21 protein-coding genes are annotated in these 20,086 nt (G+C 42.4%); 18 read left to right on the forward strand and 3 right to left on the reverse strand.

Translation table 11 applies throughout. The features are described from left to right. Nucleotides 1–63: 63 nt before the first annotated feature. From CBF27_RS01075 to CBF27_RS01130, 14 genes are all read left to right on the forward strand, one after another. Nucleotides 64–1,131: a WxLIP family cell surface protein gene (locus CBF27_RS01075; protein ID WP_126811521.1), complete on the forward strand. Its 1,068-nt coding sequence runs from the start codon at nt 64–66 to the stop codon at nt 1,129–1,131. Nucleotides 1,132–1,292: 161 nt separating this feature from the next. Beyond that, entirely contained in the window at nt 1,293–1,637 is a 345-nt protein-coding gene (locus CBF27_RS01080) for a hypothetical protein (protein WP_126811523.1), read from the forward strand. After that, a complete protein-coding gene (locus CBF27_RS01085; RefSeq protein WP_126811525.1) occupies nt 1,634–2,341 on the forward strand; it encodes a WxL domain-containing protein in 708 nt (235 codons plus the stop codon). Before CBF27_RS01080 ends, CBF27_RS01085 begins: the two co-directional genes overlap by 4 nt. Nucleotides 2,342–2,499: 158 nt before the next feature. Then, nucleotides 2,500–3,474, forward strand: a complete 975-nt coding sequence (locus tag CBF27_RS01090; protein ID WP_170174960.1) for a WxLIP family cell surface protein — start codon at nt 2,500–2,502, stop codon at nt 3,472–3,474. A gap of 101 nt (nt 3,475–3,575) precedes the next feature. Further along, nucleotides 3,576–3,752: a hypothetical protein gene (locus CBF27_RS14255; RefSeq protein ID WP_211334579.1), complete on the forward strand. Its 177-nt coding sequence runs from the start codon at nt 3,576–3,578 to the stop codon at nt 3,750–3,752. A 446-nt stretch (nt 3,753–4,198) separates the two neighbouring features. Then, nucleotides 4,199–4,465, forward strand: coding sequence for an NADPH-dependent FMN reductase family protein (locus CBF27_RS14325; protein ID WP_245985890.1), 267 nt, complete (start codon nt 4,199–4,201; stop codon nt 4,463–4,465). A 69-nt stretch (nt 4,466–4,534) separates the two neighbouring features. Continuing rightward, on the forward strand, nt 4,535–4,660 hold the full coding sequence (locus tag CBF27_RS14465) for a hypothetical protein (protein ID WP_281273636.1): 126 nt from the start codon (nt 4,535–4,537) through the stop codon (nt 4,658–4,660). 754 nt (nt 4,661–5,414) lie between these two features. Then, entirely contained in the window at nt 5,415–5,993 is a 579-nt protein-coding gene (locus CBF27_RS01100) for a signal peptidase I (RefSeq protein WP_126811529.1), read from the forward strand. An 88-nt stretch (nt 5,994–6,081) separates the two neighbouring features. Then, a complete protein-coding gene (locus tag CBF27_RS01105; RefSeq protein WP_126811531.1) occupies nt 6,082–7,056 on the forward strand; it encodes a SipW-dependent-type signal peptide-containing protein in 975 nt (324 codons plus the stop codon). Between the two features lie 51 nt (nt 7,057–7,107). Continuing rightward, on the forward strand, nt 7,108–7,779 hold the full coding sequence (locus CBF27_RS01110; RefSeq protein ID WP_126811533.1) for an LPXTG cell wall anchor domain-containing protein: 672 nt from the start codon (nt 7,108–7,110) through the stop codon (nt 7,777–7,779). Between the two features lie 103 nt (nt 7,780–7,882). Next, nucleotides 7,883–8,569 (forward strand): hypothetical protein, encoded by a 687-nt coding sequence (locus CBF27_RS01115; RefSeq protein WP_126811535.1) that lies wholly within the window; start codon nt 7,883–7,885, stop codon nt 8,567–8,569. 17 nt (nt 8,570–8,586) lie between these two features. Further along, on the forward strand, nt 8,587–12,486 hold the full coding sequence (locus CBF27_RS01120) for an RCC1 domain-containing protein (RefSeq protein WP_126811537.1): 3,900 nt from the start codon (nt 8,587–8,589) through the stop codon (nt 12,484–12,486). 190 nt (nt 12,487–12,676) lie between these two features. Then, nucleotides 12,677–13,333, forward strand: a complete 657-nt coding sequence (locus tag CBF27_RS01125; protein ID WP_126811539.1) for an ABC transporter ATP-binding protein — start codon at nt 12,677–12,679, stop codon at nt 13,331–13,333. Continuing rightward, on the forward strand, nt 13,314–14,075 hold the full coding sequence (locus CBF27_RS01130; protein ID WP_126811541.1) for an ABC transporter permease: 762 nt from the start codon (nt 13,314–13,316) through the stop codon (nt 14,073–14,075). Before CBF27_RS01125 ends, CBF27_RS01130 begins: the two co-directional genes overlap by 20 nt. 42 nt (nt 14,076–14,117) lie before the next feature. Here CBF27_RS01130 and CBF27_RS01135 read toward each other — a convergent pair whose 3' ends face one another. Together CBF27_RS01135 and CBF27_RS01140 are read right to left on the reverse strand one after the other, a co-directional pair. Further along, nucleotides 14,118–15,017: a Gfo/Idh/MocA family protein gene (locus CBF27_RS01135; RefSeq protein WP_126811543.1), complete on the reverse strand. Its 900-nt coding sequence runs from the start codon at nt 15,015–15,017 to the stop codon at nt 14,118–14,120. Beyond that, on the reverse strand, nt 15,014–15,253 hold the full coding sequence (locus CBF27_RS01140) for a hypothetical protein (protein ID WP_126811545.1): 240 nt from the start codon (nt 15,251–15,253) through the stop codon (nt 15,014–15,016). The genes CBF27_RS01135 and CBF27_RS01140 overlap by 4 nt, the downstream gene beginning before the upstream one ends. 151 nt (nt 15,254–15,404) lie before the next feature. On the opposite strand from CBF27_RS01140, the gene CBF27_RS01145 reads away from it, so the two are divergent. After that, entirely contained in the window at nt 15,405–15,641 is a 237-nt protein-coding gene (locus tag CBF27_RS01145; protein WP_126811547.1) for a (4Fe-4S)-binding protein, read from the forward strand. An 18-nt stretch (nt 15,642–15,659) separates the two neighbouring features. Continuing rightward, nucleotides 15,660–15,932 (forward strand): GNAT family N-acetyltransferase, encoded by a 273-nt coding sequence (locus CBF27_RS01150; protein WP_126811549.1) that lies wholly within the window; start codon nt 15,660–15,662, stop codon nt 15,930–15,932. Nucleotides 15,933–16,063: 131 nt separating this feature from the next. Here the strand turns inward: CBF27_RS01150 and CBF27_RS01155 are convergent, their stop codons facing one another. Further along, nucleotides 16,064–16,600, reverse strand: a complete 537-nt coding sequence (locus CBF27_RS01155) for a DUF924 family protein (RefSeq protein ID WP_126811551.1) — start codon at nt 16,598–16,600, stop codon at nt 16,064–16,066. 593 nt (nt 16,601–17,193) lie between these two features. On the opposite strand from CBF27_RS01155, the gene CBF27_RS01160 reads away from it, so the two are divergent. Together CBF27_RS01160 and CBF27_RS01165 are read left to right on the forward strand one after the other, a co-directional pair. Beyond that, nucleotides 17,194–18,612 carry a permease family protein gene (locus CBF27_RS01160; RefSeq protein ID WP_126811553.1) on the forward strand — a complete coding sequence of 473 codons (1,419 nt, stop codon included), beginning with the start codon at nt 17,194–17,196 and terminating at the stop codon, nt 18,610–18,612. A 51-nt stretch (nt 18,613–18,663) separates the two neighbouring features. Continuing rightward, nucleotides 18,664–20,085, forward strand: coding sequence for an aldehyde dehydrogenase family protein (locus CBF27_RS01165; RefSeq protein WP_281273639.1), 1,422 nt, complete (start codon nt 18,664–18,666; stop codon nt 20,083–20,085). The last annotated feature ends 1 nt before the right edge of the window (nt 20,086 follow it).

Genomic DNA, 20,086 nt, shown 5'->3' on the forward strand with positions numbered 1-20,086 from the left:
CTCGCCTATGATGAGATGGTAACAAAAAGGATGTCAAAGATTACTTGATTGGAAGGCTGTAAGATGACAAAGAAAGCTTATTTATTATTTATACTTGTTTGTTTCTCGCTAGTACTGAATGCTAACAGAGTCAGTGGAGAGACGACAGGGGCTGACTTTTCGATTTCAACTAATATTCCGGATAATCAAATAGATAAACAGCAAAGTTATTTTGATTTGCTGATGACACCTGGACAAGAGCAGACAATCAGTGTTGTTGTTTACAATCATAGCTCTGAAAAAATAACCGTAGATGTAGGCATCATGCCGGCATTTACTAACGAAGGTGGCCATGTTCAATATACGCCTGCTAAAGAATCTTTAGACAAGACATTGACATACGATATCCGCGAATTAGTGGACGGACCTACTAAAGTTGTTTTAGAGCCTGTCAGCAAGCAGACCGTATCATTTCAAGTAAAGATGCCTGATGAACCATATGATGGCTATATCGCAGGCGGTATTACTTTCACAGAAAGATCTAAAAAAAGTGATGGAAATAATCAGTCTAGTGGACTGATAAATAAAATCGCCTATACAACGAGCTTGTTGATGCGCCAATCACTTGATAATGGACAGCCGGATTTAAAATTAAGAAAAGTGGTTGGTAAGTTAGTTAATCATACGGGTGAAATAACAGCGAATTTACAAAATCCAGAAGCAACTTATCTAGATGATTTATTACTGAAAGTTGAACTTTTCAGAGTTGGTGAACAATCGGTTTTACTAGAGTATGAACAATCAGATTTGCAGATGGCGCCGAATTCCAATTTTGATTTTCGCATACCTGTTGAACAAGTCGAACAATTGGTTACAGGAGATTATACGATACGGATAAATGCCTATGGCAATCTGAATACCGATGGACCACATTCTGTCGATAACTCTTCAACAGGAAGTAATCAGAAATATCAGTTTCATTGGGAATTAACAACGGACTTTCATTTAATCGTTGAACAGAAACCAGATACTGCGGATAAATTTGTCCGTTCAAAATCATCTAAGTTAAATTGGCAGCTGATTGTTGTTAGCCTTATATTCGTGGGAATCGTAGTAATCACTTGGCGAATCACAAAAAAACGTCAAAGGTAATGAAGACTTTTTTACTTTTTGCCATAGTTGTTTGTCAATTAATAGCGTACTGATAGTCTTAACATTTGAAATCAATGTTTTTGCATATAGGTGGTGGGATGTTCTTGTATTAAAAACATCATTTTTACTCAATCGTTTCTTAAAAGAATAGGAGAAGAGAGATGAATAAAAGCGTAAAATGGATAGTTTTAATCATGTTAGTAATCAGCGCCTGCTCTCTTTTTCCGATAGAAGCTTTGGCAAAAGAGAGCGAAGGTCAAACCGATGCGGGGATAACTTACTATGAAGATGACAAAGTTCTTGAAGAATCACAGAAACCGACTCAAGGAACCAACGTAAACGGCGGTAAAACAGGTTTTTTGCCGCGAACAAGTGAAACCGACAGTCATTGGTCAAAGGTGGCAGGATTCGCTATTAGTGGACTCGCTTTGTTAAGTATTTGTTTGTTAAGTAATGACACATTGCTTGATAAAATTAAAAATGAAAGGAAAGAGGAATTATCATGAAAAAAGTTGTAATGGTAACATTGTCGGCACTAGCATTAAGTTCACTGGTTTTAGTTCAGCCAGCAGCAGCTACATCCAGTAAAACAACAGAAGGAAAGATTGAGTATGTTGATGGGGGGTTAATTATTGATCCGGATCCAGATCCGGAAATCCCGCCTGTTGTTGACCCAGATCCAAATCCAGAAGATGATTTTGAGGCAAGATTGCCAGGCATGCTAGACTTTGGGAAAGCAAAAGTTCATGCAGGGGAGAAAACTTTCTTAGCGTTAATAAACAATGGTGATGCTATTGAACTTAAAGACAGAGAAGCTAATAAGGACAAACTTCAAAAAGGTGCTGTTGCTGTTTTAGATAATACTGGTGAGCAAAAAGGATGGGAAGTCAAAGTTAAGCAAAATAATCAATTTGCTGCTGAGACAGATATATTAGATGGCGCTGTCTTATCCTTTACAGCAGGAAGAACAGCGACTCAAGAAAATGGGACATTACCAAGCACGATTACTCCAGAAGGAACGAATGTTGTATTACCACTGGATAGTACTGGTGCTGGAACAGCAGTGTCATTGATGAAAGCAGAAGCAGGCGAAGGTGTAGGTTTGACGTCATTTGCCATTCGTGATTTCCAATTAAAAGTACCTGGAAATGTGATGAAGATAAACTCGTATACTACAACGCTGGATTGGACTGTATCAAATACTCCATAAAGATTGGCGAAATGTCGTAATACAAAGACTAAAGATAAACAGAAACCATAGGCTGAAAAGCCTATGGTTTTAATGGTGCAAAGCAAAGATCGGAGATACAAAGCATGAAAAACAGATACATACTCTTTTTTACCATATTGACTATGTGTTGTCCCATCATGTTTGGCACAACAGTCTTAGCAATAGATAGTCAAACTAATGACGAGCAGACGGGTGGTCTAAAAATTAGAGCCAGAGCTAGGCTGCCTGAGAATCAGTATAATCCAGAGGCAACCTATTTCGATTTAATGATAGGTCCCGAAGATAAGCAAGAAATTGTAATTGATGTTACTAACATTACACCAGAACCGGTAGCTATAACAGCTTCATTAAATAATGCGATTACAAATGGTAATGGTGTCATTGAGTACTCATCGTCTCAAACTGATCAAGTCAAAGGTCTAAAACTAACTGACTTTGCTCAGCTGTCGGATACAAACTTTGTCATACCAGGTGAAGAAACTTTTCAGTTGAAAGTTAACCTAGATATGAAAAAAGAAAGTTTTGATGGCATTGTGTTAGGGGGTGTCTATTTGAGACAGACGGATGACGAAAAAGACAGTGTTGGAAATATTAAACATGTTTTTAACACAGAATTAGCAATAGCATTACGTCAGAATGAAGAGACACTTCCTGAAGAAATTTCTATGGGAGCTATTAGCGTCGGATTAGTTAACTCACGTACTGTTTTTAAAGCTGATTTTATCAATGAAAATGCACTGATTGTTACGGATGGTGAACTGGAGGCTAAAGTTTATCGTAAATCAGGTAATAAGTTATTATTTGAAAAGGTAATTGAAAAGATGAAGATGGCGCCCTCTACTCAAATGACCTTGTTGATTCCAACAAACGGACAGCGACTGTCAGCGGGTGATTATGTCATTAAAGCAACAATGAAGACGCCGAATGGCAAGTATGAATTTTCAGAAGATATGACTATTAGCCGAGATGAAGCTAAAGTATTAAATGAAGGAGATGTCTCCATTGAAGAGGATAATACGTTTCTCTATGTTGTAATCGGGATAGCTGCTGCTGTGGTTTTGATTATCATCATAAGTGCGGTGATTGTAGTCAAACGAAAGAATCAGAAATGAGCTGCAATGCGTAAACTCATCCACCACAAATAATAAAATATATTTAACCAACTAAGAACTGTCTGTTCATAGTATGATTTGGGGAAAATGTCGATCTCGGATTGTTACGGAGTGAAAAGGCGGAAGCGTCCAATTATTTTTCGGCAACAATTATCTTAAAGCCGGAGCGGGCAGATGTTTATATCTTTTCAGTACAATCCCAGCTTGGCATGACAGTGAGCCTGATGCAACAACACGTTGATTTACAAAGAGGTCTGTGGGAGACAGTCAATGCTTGACAAAACAGCATTGACGATGTTAAAGACCAGTGGAATGACAAGGTTGATGCGTGGCTTGAAAAGGAATGGCTAGTCAGCTTAAGCGTTACATGACGCTGGCATACGCCGCAGAAAAAAAGTTACTTTAAAGATGCTGCTGAAAAAATTACACTTTTTCAGATAGTCAAATTTTTAAAAGAATATTGAGAAGGAGAAATTTGAACATACGAATGGGATCAATGGTCTTCCATTCCGACCATCGACTAAACAATAAGTTGTCTTTGAGTTCTTCGTAAACAGACTCAGAGCCCGTCAGTTCCAGAATCAAGCGAAGTTCGTGATCTTTAGGAATAAGAATATTGTAAAGTTTTATATATGGACTCAATACCGGCTCCTCTTGTTTTTTAGCATAGCTCTAACCACCATTAATTGATAGTTTGATTATACGAAGGAATCTGTCTGCAGGGGTGCGTGTCAGAAAGACTTATGAATTAGTACCTGATGTGGATGCCGCCATAGATATTCCAGAAATAAGCAGTGCGGATTTGGAATGGGCGGATGCGTATATCTTTTCATCACCATCCCGTTTTGGTGTCATGGCCAGCCATATGAAGCAGTTTTTTGATCTGCAAGGCGGTTTATGGGGTGCCGGCAAACTGCAAGCAAGTAATCCAAGGGATGTACACAGTCATGCAGCACTGGGGAGCAATCATTGTTCCGGCAAGATTTGTTAATATGTCCACATGCGTCGCCGGCGGCAACCCGTCATATGGTACAAGCGCTACTATTGACGGCGAAGCAAGATGGTGGATGAAGAAGCAGTGAAAGCAGCTGTCAAAGACCAAGCCACCCGTGTGGTTGCTAATGCCGGAGCGTATGTGGATAGATGGGGCTTGTCAGACCGAACCTGTATCGCCATATCCATATAAATAGAAAAAATTAAAAATGCTTTTTCCAAACTCCATGAAAATGAAAGGGCTGATAGAAAATAATCTATCAGTTTTTTTGTTCAAGTATTGTTAAGTGGAATCATTCTCTTTTTTTGATGTGTTTGCTAATTAATGTACCTAAATGTTGGCTTCTTTTTCATTGTGAGTGACAGGCTGTATTTTCCTAAAGAGTCATTTAAGTTGATGTATGTAAAAAAAGTGAAAAAATGTTGCTTCTTATTCAGCCGTTAAAAGACACGATCATTTGAAATTCGAAATAAAAAGTCACGAAAAAAAGCAACTGTAAAAAAGTATATGTTTTTTTATAGATATGTTTTTTAAAGGATAAGGATATAGTTTTTCTTAACAATAAAAAAACAATAACTAGCAAACAAAAAACTACTCAATAGAAAAAAATGAAAACAAAATATCGCATTTAAAAGACAATTTAACACAAAAAGCCAAAAATAAACATAAAACCTAAAAACTCCTAGTTCTATTGACATATAATAACGATTGAAGTATAATTAAAGTCCAAATAGTATAATCATTGCACGTATATTGTCATTCTGATTGCCTCTTTGTGATGAAATTCTAATAATAAAGAATATTACATATCATTTAACAAATACTTTAAAAGTATAATCGTTTGGTTCTGAAAGTATATAATGTTATTTAGTATCTTATACAAACTAAAAACATCAATATTTTAGTGATTTTCTGAACAGAACTAAACCAAGGGGGGAAAGCCAATTTGAGTCAAAAAAAAACGAACCAGCAGCCGACCTTGCTAAAGAAGGTTGTTCAGATTGTCTGGGACATGTTTTTTTTACTGTTGCTGGTAGTTATTCTTGGAACCGCCATCATCTTTAAATTTAGTGACAGTCCTGACAAATCTTTTTTTGGTTATCGTGTTTACAGCGTTTTAACTGATTCCATGAGGAAAACGCAAAAAGACCAAACCGGAAATTTTGATCGCGGCGACATGATCGTTGTGAAAATTACTGATTCGGATGCAATAAAAAAAGGTGATATTGTGACGTTTCTGCCATCAACTGACAATCCGGAAACCTATTTGACACACCGTGTTGTGAAAAGAATTGAAGCGCCGTTATCAGGAGGATATGCTCACTTCATAACAAAGGGGGATGCAAATAATTTAGAGGATAACGAGATTTCTGGTGAGCAGATCATTGGAAAAGTTGTATTTGTTATTCCATTTGCCGGTCGGGTCATAGACTTTATCCGGAACAATCTCGTTATGTCGATAGTGATTGTTGTTATTGTGATTGCGCTGTTTACTCTGATAAAAGGTTATTTTCAGGATAAATAGCTATTAAGCGGTATAGCCTTACTCTAATGAAAGGGGTTTTACGCGAGTAAGATTATATAAAAAATATTTTCTACGAGGTAGTGTTAGTATGACTAACAACAGAAAAAGTAAAAAGCGTATGCTTGGCATTACGCTGGCGTTAGCTGCAGTGTTGATTTTGGCTGCAACATTTGCCTGGTTCACGTCAACCGACAAAGTAGAGAACAAGTTCAAAACAGGTGCTTTGCCGGACGGCTCTGTGAAGATCGTCGAGGACTTTCCTGACGAACCTTTAATGCCGGGAATTGCAGTCAAGAAAGAAGTTGGGGTACTAAGTAACAGTAATGTACCAGTATTGGTCCGTTTGACTTTTGATGAGGCATTACAAAAAATGATAGCTGACGGCAATGTGCTTGAGCAAACATTGCTTGATGCAAAAAGCACAGATTCTAAACATGTGCCGGTACCAGCTATTGATTACGCCTCAGCTGGGTATTCAGATCCAACTACACTTGCTGGCACTGGTATCACTTCTGTTGAAGGAGTACCAGCTGGTCTGACTCTTTTAGGTAAGAAGACAATCGGTGACCAATATGAACTGGCTATTTTCCGTGAAGAAGACGGCAAATTCTTTAAGAACACAGCTGAATTCGAACTGGAAAACGGCGTGCTGACTGTTTCTAATATCAAATATGCTTATTACACACGCGGTACAGAAAACACAGTGGCTTGGACAGTTGCAAGACCAGCAGCGGCTGATACCGTCAAATCACAACTTGATGATAAGATCCTATTGGGCTACTCTGCAGATGTGAATGCAGCTCAGCCGGAAGCTGACAAATGGGCCTATGAGCCTGAAACAGGTTACTTCTACTTCATTGGTAAATTGGCTCCAGGTGCAATGACACCGGAAATCCTGACTACTGTTAAGCTAGATGGTTCAGCAGATAACACTTACCAGTTGATGGACTACCAGTTGGATGTTAAGATCGAAGCTCTGCAAGCGACGAAAGAAGCAGTTGAAGATGGCGGCTTCGCTGGTATGTCTGATGCAATCAAAGCTGCGTTGCTAGCTGTTCTGTAATTTGACCCGATACTCATCTCAAGCTGCGCTTAGAAGATAGGGGTGGAAAGAATGCACAAACTAAAGTCTTTGATTTTACTAGTAATGATTATTCCCTTGTCTATTTTTATATCAGTGAAAGCAGAGGCATCGGTTCAATTACCGGACGGTTTGCTGATTGGTGATGATCAGGGAATATCTATTACCAAAGATGGCGGTTATTTTTTCAACCTAGAGAATTTGCGGCCAGGAGATGCCATAAGTAGAAAGTTGACGATTGAAAATACGAGAGCAGAAGATTATGATTTAGATTTAACGATTCAGCCAAATTCCAAGACTGGAAAAATTGATTTAGTTGAAGAAATCTCAATGACGATTACTATGGAAGATAAGCAGCTTTACACCGGAAATCTGTGCAGTGATGATGAGGGCAACCTTGTCAAAAGACGCACTATAGATTTCGGGACGATTAAATCGGGCGACAAACGCATTGTCAATATTGATTTGCTTGTATCGCCAAACATTGATTTTTGGGATTATTATTCAGGGGAAAGCGAAGCTATCGTTGATTGGATATTCGTAGCCAGATCCGATGAAGAATCCCCGGGAACCAGTACGCCCGGTAAAACGGGACTGCTTCCTCAAACAGGTGAAGAACGGGCAAAGCTTTATTTACTGCTTGCGGTCATGTTTTTATTGGCTGCCGCTCTGATTTATCGACAGATGCTTAAAGAAAGTCCTTAAAATCATTTGTTGATTTTAGTATAGTCAAAGATACAGGGTTTAAGAAAAAAGGTTGCAGCTGTTAGTTACTGACAGCTGCAACAATTGTAAGTGAGGTGTGACAATGTCACATGATGAAAACGTAAAAAAAATAAAAAAAGCGTTTCATACATTGAGACAAAATATTCGTAAAAAAGGCGTGCCGTCTAGCTTTGTGGCTATCCTGGTCATCCTCTTTGTTTCTGTTTGTGCCCTAGCGTGGTTCTCAACTACTGATGCGAAAAGTAATCGCTTCAAAACCGGTCAATATGAGTTCAATGTCGATTTGGTTGACGAGTTTTCACCTCAGACTGAAGTGACACCTGACCAGGAGATTTCAAAGGTTGTCAGTGCAGTCAATACAGGTAAAATGGATGCTTTCGTGCGCGTCATGGTATTTCCTGTAGCGCTCAAAGATAACGATCTAGATGAAGAATCAGAACCAATGGAAGTTAATCTGGATGAGCATATTAACTTTGTTGGCGGGAATCCGTCAAAATGGCAAGCAGGAGGCGACGGGTACTATTATTATCTGGGCAAATTAGCTCCTGGAGAAACAGCACCGAATCTCTTTGATAAGGTGACGTTAACCTTGCCGGCAAATCAGAAAGAATATGAAGATGCAAAGCTGGACATCATTGTGAAGACAGAAGCAGTTGATGTCTTTAAGTGGAATTACCGGTTGTCCTGGTGGGGCAGTGACACGCCGCCGGATGCCGGCAACCCAGACCATCAGAAGGTTGATGAAATTTTGTCTCAGCTCGCCAAATAAAAGAAAGGAGACACGTTTTGGGGAAATCAACGATTAAACACAAAATAGTAACGTTAGTTATGCCCATGCTGCTCTTTCTTAATGGGGCGGGCATAAACGGCTTGATTGAGCCGACAATTGCTTCGGCGGAATCAGTCGAACAGTCGCAGTCTTCCGAAGTCAGCTCTTCCAGCCAGACAATAGTATCTGAAGAGAATACATTGCCTGCTGAAGAAATTGTAACAGAAGAAACAAACGGAAACAGTTCGGAAGATATGACACTAAAGACAACTGAAAGCAGTTCTTCAGAAGAATTAGAGAAGGAAAAAGACAAACGAGTGTTGCCTAATCTGGCGCCTTTTTCTCCCGGCGTCGGAGATAATCCTGCATGGACACCTGACTTGCAGTCGATTATCAAGTTTGATGATGCCCAGACTAACTACCTAGGCGGTATCGCATTGGATGCGGCGGGGAAGGTTTGGAGCTGGGGTTACAATGCTTACGGAATGTTGGGGACGGGCGAAAAAGTGGGAGCCTATGCCGGCGGAATGAGACGTCTGGATTATTTTGTGAAAAATGATATCACTATTAGGACGATTGAAGCAGGTTACCATACGAACTATGCGATCGACACGAACGGTGTTGTTTATGCGTGGGGCAGAGGTCTCGAAGGACAGATGGGTAATGGAACAACAAGTGTTACTGGGGGAACAAACAATATTCTACCTGTTGTTGTGTCGTCATTAACAGGGAAAAATATCGTTAAGATTTCTACCGGTATTGAAGCAGCGAGTTGTACCTATGCCATGGATGATCAAGGGAAGGTTTATGCCTGGGGATATGCTGATGGTTATAGAATCCCAGACAAACCCGTTTCGGGGCAGTATGTGTCTGAGGCATTTGAAATACCACAGTTATCAGAGCTGGATATCCTTGACTTTGATTTAGGAAATAAACATGGTATTCTCCTTGATAAGCAAGGTCGTGTTTATACATGGGGGAACAACTCTCATGGTCAACTCGGACATGGGACCTCGCTAGCGACCCATGAAAAATATCCAAAAGAAGTTGAATTTTTTAAAGACAAACCGGTTGTACAAGTTTCTGCGAGCTATGAAAGTAACTTGGCACTGACAGCTGATGGGAAGGCTTATCAATGGGGTCAGATTTATAAAACATCTGCCCCGAAAAACATCACCACACCTGAAGAAGTGCAAATAGACATTAGTTCAGCCGGTTATACTCCTGAGATAGCCTCGGTTACTGCTGGGAGAATGGTCAATTATTTTACTGATACAAATGGCAGGGTTTGGAGCTGGGGGTACAACACTTATTACAGTTGGGGGACTGATGGTCCTCTCTCGGATAAACACAATAAATATGTTGCTGTTGCCACTCAAATGCCAAAGACATTAGGAGATGGCGATACACAAAATATTGGAGTAGGAAACTGGCCCAAAGCTCCTGTATTTGAAGGGTATGATTGGAGAGAAACTAATAGGGCATTTAATAATTACAAGAAGCATGGTCAGTGGACTTCGATTGGAGCAGACGCGGTAACGATGGGGCTGCATCCATCTATATATGATAAGAAGTATTGTAAGACAGACAAAGAACCAACAGGGAACTCTCACGATAAAGTTTATCTGCTTGATAAGGAAGGTAACCGGTTGGTATATGTCATCAATAAAGGGATCGATGGTAAGTATCAGGGCAACTACTATGTTTCAGACTTTGTTCCAGTTGAAATAGAGAAAGACGTTGACGGAAAAAAAGTAAAAGAAACAGTGAAAGAGTGGTTGTATAATGACAGTTGGGCGGTCATGCGTGATGATCAAAAACTCCCTGATAACGTCTCAAAGCAAACCAGTGTACCTGCTATCAAAGAGTCGGAAAAAGGCTGGATTGGATTGGCGGTTGATTTGGAGAATTTTGATTTCACAGGTAATCAATTGAATGAAATGCCTTTTGTTAAAAGTATCGATACTTATCAGTCATCTACATTATTCCTTGATCCGTCCGGTAACTTGTACAAAACAGGTCTTGATGGATCTGGTGCAGTTGCATGGGGATGGGATTATTCAGTTTATGAATATGGTACAGCAGGTAATAATGCTGAATATGGTTTGTATAATATGTATACTTATGAGGTCATGTTTATGCGTGGTGCGCCTCAGGTGTTTCCGACAGAGGTTGAAATCGATGCTCCAAAAGAGAAAAATTACCTATCTGAGGAAAAAGAAGAAAAAGTTTCTGTTAAAATCACCATAAATGCAAGTAGGGACGAGCAGTTGAATTTGGACATAGAGCCTGAATTGAAAGAAGCTAAGTATGTCGTTATCCCTTATGATGCTGAAGATGAGAATGTGTCGATTACGGAACCAACGAAAGAAGAGTTTTTCGCGGCATATGCTAATGAAAAATATAAGAAAGGCGACTACATAGTAAACCATCCTGAGTGGACTGATCCACAAAAAGTTGGAACAGAGCCAACTAAATTGGAAGATGATAGTGTGACGATTGATGATAATTCAGTCGTTTGGGTCTTTACGGAAACTTTAACATATACTCAGCTTCAACCTCAGGTCGCTCGACGTGTGTTTGATAACTTTTACACTGATGTGGATGTAACGCATAAAGGGGAAGAATTCCAAAATCCTAAACAGCTACTGTACCAGCCGACAAAAGAGAATGTGACGAAGTTGACAAAAGATGATAAACCGACGCTGATGGGAATGCCATTGGATATCAACGGAAAAGTCATTGGTACGGCAGAAAATCCGCCAACGTTCAATTATGACAAAGTGAAAATCGCTCGTTTCGACGATGAAAAATTGCCGGACCATATTTTGAACAATGTAGCTAACAAAGAGGCATTAAGCGAAAAGTTGCGCACAGATATGCTGGCTAAATACAAAGCAGAGTATGAGGCCGCAGGCAATACTTGGAATGATGATGTTGAAAAGCAGTGGAATGACTGGGTCGATACGTGGTTTGATGCGTGGTTTGAAACAGAATGGCTAGTCAGCTTCAGCAAATCATGGCGCTGGCATACGCCGCAGGATGAAGAAAAAACAGTTACTTTAGATGATTTATCTGTTTTGGACGATCCGAATGTGACAAACCCTAAAGTCAAACCGGCAGTCACTCATACGTTTTATTATGAGAAAGACAAGGCTTGGTATGCACAGGTACATTATCTAGGAGTAAATCAGGAAGGTAATAAGATTGATTCGTTTACGATGGCTTCTGAAGAGGTCTTAAAAGGAGTCGCGTATAAACGGCTACCGCCGGACTTGCTGGCTAAAGAGAATTTAATAGCGATAGAATTCAAAGAACAGCCGGGCAAACCGCCGACAGCCTTTCCGATAGATGTGTCCGGTGCACAGGAATTAGGTGCCAACGGCGAAGCCGAGTTCACCATTCCTGAGTCAGCAGCTGAAAATACCGAGCTGACGATCATCTATATTTACATGCCGTCATATATGCATGTCAATGTGCGTCAGGTGATTCTGGAACCGAATGCGCTTCTTAGAGAGCCGAGCTATGGCTTCTTTATAGTCAATACTGCGAAGACAACAGACTGGACAGACATCGGCTCTTCACGCAACGTGACAGCCAACAGCGGCCGCGAGCTGCAAGATGTTAAGTTTGCTAGTTACAAATTTAGGAAAGAGAATAAATATTATGGGTTGACTCTTGGCTGGATCACACCGCAATACTATCAGTACGAAGGCTATATTGCCACGAAAGAAAATGTGCTACATAACGCTGCGGACCGTAATCCATCACCGAAGATTCATTTAGACTACAATGACGAAAATTCATATTGGGTTACCATTTATTTAAAACCGACGGTCACGAATCCGGGCAACTATTCATGGGATGAAGCTGCCAACAAGTTTGGTACCATCAGACCTGATTTAGGCGGTCGCTAAAGCTATAAAGAATTCGTTTCTTGTATGATGCTTTACATGGCAAAAAAGTGAATTACGTAGTGCCATATCATAATTATGATGTGGCACTATTTTTTTTTGCTGAAAAATCATAGCATACTGGCAGCGTGAAGCCAGTATGCTATGATAGAAGCAACAAATAACAATTTAGAGACAGGAGTGAATGAGGCGGATGGCATTATTGACATTGGAAAGTGTCGGCTTTGAGTCGGACAGTCAGCGAATCGTGTCTGATGTCGATTTAGTGATAGAAACAGGGGAGTTTGTGACCATTACCGGCCCCTCCGGCAGCGGGAAGAGTACGTTGTTGAAACTGCTGGCCAGTCTTTTGACCCCGACTGGCGGTATGATTTGCTATCAGGGAAAGGATATTGAGACGCTGTCGCCGATGTTATATCGCCGGGAAGTTTCCTATTGTTTTCAGCAGCCGGACTTGTTTGGACTAACGGTGCGGGACAATTTGCGCTTCCCTTTTGAGATTCGTCAGGCCGATTTTTCAGAGGAGCAAGCAATCCGCAAGCTGCAAGAAGTGGATTTGCCGGCAGCTTATTTGGATAAGCCGGTCACACAGCTGTCAGGCGGTGAAAAACAGCGGGTCGCGCTGATTCGTCACCTGCTGTTCCCGCCTGCGGTCTTGCTGCTGGATGAAGTGACAGCTGGTCTGGATGCTGAAAGTAAGCAGGTCGTACTGACTTTGATTCGTCGTGTGCGCGGCGGCGGGACAACAATTGTCGCCGTCACCCATGATGCACAAGAACTGACCGAGGCTGCACGCCTGATTACGATGGAGGAAGGGAGAGTGATTCACGATGAATCAGCTGGCAGTTAACAACGTGTCGCTGCTCTTTGCCGTCCTGCTGGTGGTTGTGGCGGTTGTCATCAGTGCGAAGGAAAAACTCGGGCTGACACGCGACATTATCTACGCAGTGGCGCGTACAGTGATTCAGCTGGTCATTGTCGGCTACATCCTGAAATATGTGTTTCAGCTGGATCATGCGGTCTTTACGCTGGCGATGTGCTTGTTTATTATTTTCAACGCATCGCGCCAGGCTCATAAGCGCAACCCGCATACCAATAAGCAGTTCATGCACTCGTTTGTTGCGATTTTTACAAGTACGGTGATTACACTGGCGATTCTTATTTTTTCCGGATCGCTGGCCTTTATCCCGTCGCAAGTTATCCCGATTACAGGCATGATTGCCAGCAATTCTATGGTGGCGATTGGCTTGTGCTACAAACACATGCATACACAGTTTCATGACCAGAGACAGCAGGTGCTCGAAAAGCTGGCGCTTGGAGCAGATATGAAGTCGGCGGCCAGTCCTATTTTGACCGGCAGTATCCGTACAGGGATGCAGCCGACCATTGATTCGGCAAAAACCGTCGGGCTGGTCAGTCTGCCGGGGATGATGTCAGGCTTGATTTTTGCCGGTGTCGACCCGGTGCATGCCATCAAGTACCAAATCATGGTGATGTTCATGCTGCTCTCTGCAACGAGTCTGGGAGCCTTTATCGCCGGGTATCTGTCCTATAAAAACTATTTCAACGCCCGGCTGCAGCTGACAATTTAAAAACAGCCCCGGTTGCCAGATATCGGCAACCGGGGCTGTCGGCTATTCGCCAATATGCTGGATGATGGCTTCGCACAGCTCGTGGCTTTTCAAAGTCAGCCGCTGGGACTCAGGCAGTATGCCAGTATCGACAGCGGTCAGAAAGGCTGTCAGCATCGTTTCAAAGCCGCGTTTATACAGTGTGCTGTCCCAATCGGCAAAGGACGGGCTGATTGTCTGGCTTTTTGTTCGAATCACGGTCTGGTCCAAATTACGAATCGTCCGTTTCTCATCAGTCGTTGTCAGCTCCAGCAGCTCGTCCCGGGCGCCGGCCATCAAGTTGGCGCTGACCTGAGCGATCGTGTCGCCGTGCTTTAGTGTCACCAGCAATTGATGCAGCATGTGCCCTTTTTTGACAGAATGGATCGTGTCGATCTCAATATCCGGATTATTCAGGCCGTAGACAACGATATCCAGCGGATGGATAAATAAATCATACACCACAAACCGGATATCCTGCGGACGCGGGAGCGTGTCTTTGGCGGAGCGGATCATTGAATAGTTGTTAAACGGAAAAGGCATGGCAGGCGCGTATCTGCGGTTGAACCCGACAAAGAGCAGGCAGCCGTTTTCTTTTGCCAGCTGATAGAGCTGCCGGGTGTCTTCCAGCCGGTCGGTCACAGGTTTGTCGACGAAGACGTGGATGCCGCTTTGCAGCAGTTTTTGAACAACAGCAAAATGAGTATGTGTCGGCGACTGGACGAGGCAGGCGTCAATGCCGCTGTCAATCAACGCGTCCAGAGAGGTATAGCCCTCCTGAAACCCGCAGACAGCTTTCAGCTCGTCCAGTTTTTGCTGGGAACGGGAGGAAATCACCCAGTCTGCTTGGTGCATGCGTGTTGCAATTACAGGCAAGTAGGCTTTTTGTGAAATATTACCGATGCCGTATAGACCTATTTTCATATCATACCTCCTGGTAAATGATTTTTTTCTATCATACCATTTACAGCAGCTGTCTGAAAGCAGAAGCGTTTGCCGCCAATTGCAGCTGTTATCGCACAGTTGGCGGGAAAATTAAGGAAAAACTTAAAATCGCAATAATTATTTAACGATATTTCAATATATTCATCACAATTTCTTCTTATTTTCCCGATATAGTATAAGCATACCAACAAAACAACCCTAACAAACTTTTTCATTTATTTACTCCTCCAAGTAAATAAAACTCCTTTTCCCTCAGGCAGATGCCTGAGGGTTTTTTGTGTAAAAATAAACTCAGTACTATTTAGTGTAATAAATGTCAAAAAATAGTATAATAAGCACATAGTTAATAAAAAAGGAGGTATAATTATGACAGAGCAAGAATTGCTTGACAAAGGTTACCGGAAATATAGCGGAAAGGATATTGATGTCTTTTTCAACACCAATATTTGCGAGCATTCCGGACACTGTGTCCGCAGTAATGGTGATGTCTTTGACGTTAATCGCAGACCTTGGATAATTGCCGACAACGCAGACAGCGCAGAAGTTGCGGAAATTATTGACGGCTGTCCTAGCGGTGCCTTGAAGTACGTGCTCCATAAATAAAAAATAGGAGGTCGACCTGTGAATTTTAAGTCAGACGACAGAAGTTTTTACAAAGAAGATGCTTCTGGTGAACGCATTGCAGAAGTGACGTATAGTCCAGCCGGCGAAACAATGCTGATTATTGACCATACCTTTGTTGACGATTCCCTTCGCGGACAGAATATAGCGCATCAGCTTGTATACGAAGTCATTAAAAAGGCGAGAAAAGAAGGCAAGAAAATTATACCTTTGTGTCCTTTTGCAAAGCTGGAGTTTGAAAAACATCCAGAATACCATGATGTGCTGCAATAAAGCCACGGCACACGCAGCAAACCTCTTTTAAAGAATGATACGATATAAAAAAACGAACACAATAATGTCTTTGACTGTTCAAACAAGTTATTGGTTCGTTTTTTTATTTTACGTGCATTTGTCGTTTGTTTTTAGAATGAGCTGCCGGGTTCTTGCAAAAAGGCCAGCTCTTCAGGGGTGGAAGTCCGCCCGAGCACGCTGTTGCGGTGCGGGTAGCGGTTGAACTTGAGCAAAATCTCCCGGTGACGATGCTCAAACGCCAAGTTTTCTTCCAGCCCCGGTTCGGAAAACAGTTTCACTGCCTCTTCGTGAATCACCAGTGATTCAGAGTGCATGAACGGCATGTAAAGAAAGGCTCGCTGTTTCGTTGTCAGCTCGTCCAGTTTGCCGGTGGCGATGGCCTCTTGGGCGAGTACCAGTGCCATACCGTCATAAGCAAAGGAACGGGGATCGTTCCGGTAAAGGTTTCTGGAAAATTGGTCAAGAACGATAATCTCCGCCAGCCGTCCCTGAATGGTTTGACGCCAGCCGGCGCATTCGCCTTGCGCGGCTTGCCGGTGGATATCGCCAAAGCGCGTCCGAATCTTTTCATCGAAGGCGTCATCTTTTTTAAACCACTGCTCAGGGGTTGATTCTTCAAACCAAAATGCGAGTATTTTTTCGTGCATACATTGACTCTCCTTTTGCTGTTGTGACAGATTTTTTTAATTATTATAGCATAGTTTAAATAAATGTCTGTTAAAAAGAAAGTTTTCATCTTGCTGCTAATGACTCAAAAAAACTGCTCGACTGTTTGATTCTGTTACTGCCGGTTTCCGGCTGACAGTTATTTTTTACCGTCAAAGCCCGACGGGGCAGGCTAAAAAAAAGTTTGCATAGAACAATATTTGTTTGTTCTTTAATGAAAAATAAAATGAAAGCACGTCACTGCTTTTCATCAAATGGTTTTCTCTTTTGTTTATCATCATTTTCTAACTTTCAATATAAGTTAAGATTGTTCAAAAAATACAAGAATAGACTGTTTCCAAGCGTTGTTCGCAAAAATAAGTTCACAAACTATTGACCTTCTCAATATAATAAGTTATACTTGGGTCAGAAAACGCTTACTAAAAAAGGAGGGATTTTTTATTTAGACGAGCGTTCAAAAAATGTTCTGTAAACAATAAAAGTAAGGAAAACAATGACGATTTGAGGCTGCCGTCATTTTATCGGGTACAGTTTTTTTATGTGTTTTGCAAATACAAAGAGAGAGGTGTTTTTTTTGAGTATTATGTTGCCCTCGGCAAAGAGGAAGCATGATGGCGATGCACAACCGGGGATAAAACTGGGGAAGATGTTCACCCTCAGATTGCCACTAGTTCACGCACCGCTGGAAATACCGGAAATAGTTCAAGCGCTAGTTGTGTTTGTGGTGGGCGTTTCCGCGATTGCCTATCTGCAAGATATTTTCGGGTTGTCATTTTCTGTTGCATTAGCAGTTGTTTGTGTTCATGAAGCCATCGAAATTTTTAACGGGATGTTTGGGGAACCGGTCATTTGCGGTTGGATCACACCGGCTATCCCGCTGATTACGACCTGGATTTTGAAATATGAATCGATACCGGTCAGGGTGCAAGCTCTGGTCACGCTACAAATTTTACTTGGTATTTTCTTTATTGTTTTTGGCTTAACGGGTATCGCGAATAAACTGGTGACCTGGGTGCCGTCATCCATTAAAGCAGGGATTTTGATTGGTGCCGGGATATCAGCCATTACTGGTAAATATGGTTTCATGGCCGTTGAGGACGGCGGCGCGGGCATCTTCAAGTACCCGGTCTCGTGGACGGTTGGTATTTTGATAGCTCTTTATCTGCTGTATTCGACCGGTTTTAAGAAAATCAAAGAATCGAAAGACAACGGTTTGATTAGACTGCTTTCGGTTGCCGGGTTTGTGCCGGCGTTGTTCGTTGCTTACATTGTAGGGATGCTGATTGGTGAAATCCCGACACCGGTCATTGATTTGAGTCAGGGGATTTTCTTCAATCCGATTCCTGGTTTGAGGGAAGGCTTCCATACATTCAGTGCCTTTGCATACGGTTTTCCGCCGATGGAAGTTATCTTAAGTGCTATCCCGACAGCCTTTATCGTTTACATCATCTCATTTGGGAATATTGTTCTGGCAACGGAGCTGAACACAGAAGCCGGTGAAGTCAGAACGGACGAGAATGTGGACGTCAACCCGGACCGTTCCAACATTTTGACAGGTTTCCGGAACATCGTTCAAGGATTGTTCGCTCCAATCGTAGTAATGTCTGGTCCGTTATGGACAGCCATGCAGGTAACAACGCTGGAACGATACAAGCAAGGGAAGGACAGCATGTATTCGCTGTTCGGCGGCGTCATCTCATTTGATATGGCCAAAGCGATTGCAACATTCACGCTGCCGCTGGTTGCGCTGATTAACCCGATTTTGCCGCTTGGTATGAGTTTGACCTTGATGATTCAGGCCTTTGCCTGCTTCAACATCGGATTTTCACTGACAACCAATAACACGCAGCGAGGAGTTGCCGGAGCAACAGGGGCAATCATGTCGATTACTGAACCGCATATCGGTCTGTTTATCGGGATTGTGATTTACCTCGTCGTTGAATACGGGTTCGTCCGCAAAAAGGATCAAGAGACAGAAACAGTTGAAAACTAATAACTAACACGTTGTCAGTCAGGAATAACTGAGCAACATGTTCATAAAAAGATAGTTTTTTTTAATCCGTATATAAAAGGAAGGAGCATGACAATGTCAAATGCACTAACAGAAGTTCAAAAAGAGGTACAAGCTTTAATCGAGAAAGGAAGGGTTGCCCAGCAGGAATTTGAAACATGGTCGCAAGAAAAAGTAGATGAGGCTGTTCGTGTAATCGGGAAAGCAGTTTACGATGATGGGGACCGGCTTGCGAAGCTGGCTGCTGAGGAAACACAGATGGGCCGTTACGAAGACAAGATTTTGAAAAACAAAGGGAAATCAAAAGCGGTCTGGAATAAACTTAAACATCAAAAGAGCCGCAATATCATCCGTTATATTGAAGATGAAGGTCTGATTGAAGTTGCTAAACCGATGGGTGTAATCGGAGCTGTCACGCCGACGACCAACCCGACCATGACACCGATGCAAAACGCCATGATTGCACTCAAGGGCGGCAACGCACTGCTGGTATCACCGCACCCGCGCGGCAAACAGTCAGGTGTGGAAACAGTCAAGGTAATGCGTGAAGCGTTGAAAGCAATCGACGCACCGGAAGACTTGATTCAAATTATTCCGAACCCGACGCTGGAGCATACGCAGGCTGTTATGGCAATGTGCGATGTGACGATTGCGACCGGCGGACCGTCCATGGTTAAAGCGGCATATTCATCAGGAAAACCATCCTTTGGTGTGGGTGCCGGCAATATCCAGTGTCTGGCTGACACAGATGTGGCGGCAGAAGATTACTTGACAATGGTCGTCAACGGCCGGATTTACGATAACGGTGTGCTTTGTACATGCGAACAGTGCTTGATTTATCCGAAAACTGACAAAGCCAACGTTGAGGCTGGCCTGATCAAGCGGGGCGGCTATCTGATCAAACCGGAAGAGATGGACAGTTTCAGAGACAAGCTGTTCCCGAATGGCGTGATTAACAAGGATATGGTCGGACGCCCTGCAAGCGAAGTGGCAGAGCTTGGCGGTTTGACTGTTCCGGAAGGCACGAAATTTATCTTTGTGCAAATTGAAAAATATGGTGCAGATGAGTTGTTCACGAAAGAGAAACTGTGTCCTGTTTTAGCAACGATCGGCTATGACACATGGGAAGAGGCAATTACGATTGCCAAGACCAACCTGTTGTTTGAAGGAGCAGGCCACTCTGCGGTTGTTCACTCTCATACAACGGAAAACATTGAAGCTGCTGGCAAGGCCTTGCCGGTCTCCCGTGTAGCGGTTAATCAGCAAGGGTCATCCGGACTGGGCGGTGCAATGAACAACGGATTGAATCCGACAGGCACGCTGGGCTGCGGCAGCTGGGGCAACAACAGTATCAGTGAAAACCTCTGGTGGACGCATCTGGTGAATATCAGCCGCGTCGCTTATGTGAAGAAAGATGCGGAAATTCCAACAGATGATGAAATTTGGAATTCATAAC

The sequence above is a fragment of the Vagococcus acidifermentans genome (assembly GCF_003987655.1).
Classification (GTDB): domain Bacteria; phylum Bacillota; class Bacilli; order Lactobacillales; family Vagococcaceae; genus Vagococcus_B; species Vagococcus_B acidifermentans.